The 3,237-nt window shown below is 40.9% G+C and carries 3 protein-coding genes; all 3 read left to right on the top strand.

What is annotated here, in order from left to right:
- The first annotated feature begins 285 nt into the window (after window positions 1-285).
- A complete protein-coding gene (locus tag H5072_RS15320) occupies window positions 286-1,680 on the top strand; it encodes a RimK family protein (protein ID WP_182694010.1) in 1,395 nt (464 codons plus the stop codon).
- Between the two features lie 4 nt (window positions 1,681-1,684).
- A complete protein-coding gene (locus tag H5072_RS15315) occupies window positions 1,685-2,797 on the top strand; it encodes a GNAT family N-acetyltransferase/peptidase C39 family protein (protein ID WP_182694009.1) in 1,113 nt (370 codons plus the stop codon).
- Window positions 2,798-2,805: 8 nt separating this feature from the next.
- A partial coding sequence (locus H5072_RS15310) for an MgtC/SapB family protein (protein WP_182694008.1) occupies window positions 2,806-3,237 on the top strand: 432 nt, incomplete at its 3' end.

The raw sequence follows: 3,237 nt of genomic DNA, 5'->3' as shown, positions 1-3,237 counted from the left end.
GTTGTTTTGCGTATTTTAATCTGCATTAGGTGGAAAATATAGTTAATCAATATTTTTTATCTTCACGCTAAAAATATCTCGTTTGTGCGTTTTTAAAAAAGGGCATATAAAGCACATGTCGCTTAAGCAATTTAAGCGCTAACTCGTACAGTAGGTACCTGTTAAAGCACCCATCATATTAAGTGATTCGCGCAATGCCCACTTAGTACGATGGGTGTTTCTATTTATAATGCTTAGTATTTTACTAAGCACGCTTTTTATATTTTGACTTAACTAGGAAAAGTCGTGTTTAAAACCTTAATTGTGGTTGATAACAACGAGCAAACGCTTGCTCAATCGTTCGAAAATGTAATTACGTTTAATACCTACTTACGTGATTACCCAAAACATAACGAACCAAAAACACGCATTATTAATCTGTGCGACTCAAGCCAATACTTGAGCAAAGGTTACTATTGCTCATTACTTGCAGAGGCGCGCAAGCACCAAGTTTTACCCAGTGTAAAAACCATTAATGCTCTTCGTAGTGGCCAAGCAGCTATGTTAAATGTGGGCCAAATAGACGGCACACTTTACTTTGGTAATGCCCAAAACGATTTACAATCAAAAGCGGCAAAGTCGGTATTTAAACAATACCCAGCTCCTATTTTATTTGTTGATGAACAAGGATTATTGCAACAAGGCTCGATGTCGTCTTTAAACGAGCAGCAGTACAGCGAATTTGTAGCCAAGCTAGATAACTTTACTAAAACGCAGTGGCGTATTAGTTCTGTGCAACGTCGTTTTAGATGGGACATGGCAATACTTGTTGATCATAACGAAAAAGTACCACCGAGTGATAAAGACGCCATTGCACGTTTTATTAAAGCAGCTGCTAAACACGGTATTTATGCACAAGCATTAAGCTTTGACGAAATTGATAACATTGCCCAGTTTGATGCGTTATTTATTCGCCAAACTACAGCGATTGACCACCCAACGTATCGCCTTGCAAGCAAAGCGCAAAGCCTGGGTTTAGTGGTTATTGACGATGCTGAGTCTATTTTACGTTGTTGTAATAAAGTGTATTTACACGATGCATTTAATTATCAAAAAGTGCCAAGTTTAAAAACGGTTGTAGTGGCAGATCAAGCAAGTGAAACGCTTGAGCAATTAGAAGAAGCGTTTACGTATCCGCTTGTTTTAAAAATGCCTGAAGGGTCGTTCTCAAAAGGTGTATTTAAAGTTTCAAACCGTGATGAGCTTGCCGCTAAGCTTACAGAGCTGTTTGAATATAGCGCATTAGTGCTTGCACAAGAGTACATGTATACCGAATATGATTGGCGAGTGGGTGTGTTAAATGGCCGTGCAATTTATGCATGCCGCTATTTAATGGCGCGTAACCATTGGCAAATTTATAACCACGACGCTAAACGGTTTTTCTCTGGCGGCTTTGAAACTCTACCAACCTTTGAGTTACCAAAAGCGGTGTTAGATGCAGCATTAAAAGCATGTAAAACAGTGGGTAGGGGTTTATATGGCGTAGATGTTAAAGAGCATCAAGGCAAAGCATATGTACTTGAAGTAAACGACAACCCAAGTATTGATCACAAGGTAGAAGACGGCTATTTAGGCGACGAGCTATACATGATCATTATGGATGAGTTTAAACAACGCTTAGAAGCACGAGGCCGTGGGTAATAACATGAGCAACCTTGTTATTCGAAAGGCGCTTAGTAGTGATTTAAATGCACTGATTGACGTTGAAAACGCTTGCTTTAATAACGATAAATTAAGTCCGCGTAGTTTAAAACGCTGGCTTAGTGCAAAACACGGTATTTTACTCGTTGCCCAAAATGGCGAGCAAGTATGTGGATATGGATTAGTGTGGTGCCATAAAGGGACTCGTTTAGCGCGTTTATATTCGCTTGCTGTAAAACCCACGATGCAAGGTAAGGGCGTTGCAAAGACATTGCTTACTAGCCTTGAAAAAGAAACGTATGAGCGAGGGCGTATTTACCTTCGTTTAGAAGTGGCTGTAAATAACGAAGGTGCGATAGGGCTTTATAAAAGCTTAGGTTACAGAGTGTTTGGTCAATATAGCGATTATTACGATGACCACAGTGACGCACTACGAATGCAAAAAAACATTCGACAAACGAGTGAGTTAAAAGTGGCGCGTTTAACGCCGTGGTATCAGCAAACTACTGAGTTTACGTGCGGACCTGCTGCACTATTAATGGCAATGGGCGCACTTGAGCCAACAACTGAGCTTACCCAATCGCATGAGCTGGCACTTTGGCGTGAAGGTACCACCATTTTTATGACATCGGGTCATGGTGGTTGCCATCCGTTTGGTTTGGCACTTGGGGCTAATAAGCGTGGTTTTAAAAGCGAGGTAATGGTTAATACCACAGAGCCTTTGTTTTTAGATGGCGTACGTAACGAAAACAAAAAAGTGGTACTTGCCACCGTGCATCAACAATTTGTAGATGTTATTGCACAAGCAAATATACCGCTTACGTATAAAGATGTAGAGCTTGAGCATATTGAGCAGTGGTTAAGTAAAGGCTTTAGTGTGCTGTTATTAATTAGCACATATAGTTTTGATGGTAAAAAATCACCACATTGGGTGTGTGTTACGCACCTTGATGAGCATTGCGTGTATGTTCACGATCCGTTTTGTGAGCCCGGTAACGATAAACAGCTCGCAATAGATTGCCAGTATGTACCTATTGCACGAAGTGATTTTAGTAAAATGTCAGCGTTTGGTAGCCAACGTTTAAGAACGGCGGTGGCTATAGCTAATAAAATATAAGGTTAACAGTGACTTTTTTAGATTTAATTGATGTAGCCCCGTATTCGTGGGCAGCTATTGGTACTGCGGCTTTTTGCGGTGCCATTATTGGTATAGAGCGCCAGTTGCGCGGCAAGCCTGTAGGTATTCGTACCTCTGCGTTAATAACCTTGGGTACGTATTTGTTTTTATCCACTGCGTTTAATTTACAAGGGGATGTAATAGATCATTCTCGTGTGGTTGGGCAAATAATTACAGGTATCGGCTTTTTAGGGGCTGGCGTTATGCTCGCAAAAGATGGTGCGGTAGTTGGCGTTACATCAGCTGCAACCATTTGGGTACTTGCATCAATAGGCGTGATGATAGCGACAGAAAACCTTGGGGCTGCAATAAAACTCTCGGTGCTGGTGGTCGGTATTTTATACGGTGTAGACGTACTTGAGGCTAAATTTAAAAGCTTA

Origin of the sequence: Pseudoalteromonas sp. SR45-5 (assembly GCF_014163565.1) — a bacterium.
Classification (GTDB): Bacteria; Pseudomonadota; Gammaproteobacteria; order Enterobacterales; family Alteromonadaceae; genus Pseudoalteromonas; species Pseudoalteromonas distincta.
The sequence above is the reverse complement of the archived record's forward strand: the minus strand, read 5'-3'. Positions and strand labels throughout refer to the sequence as shown.

Excerpts from the sequence above, each read along its gene's own strand:
- H5072_RS15315 (WP_182694009.1), top strand. The coding sequence starts at position 1,685 with ATGAGCAACCTTGTTATTCGAAAGGCGCTTAGTAGTGATTTAAATGCA.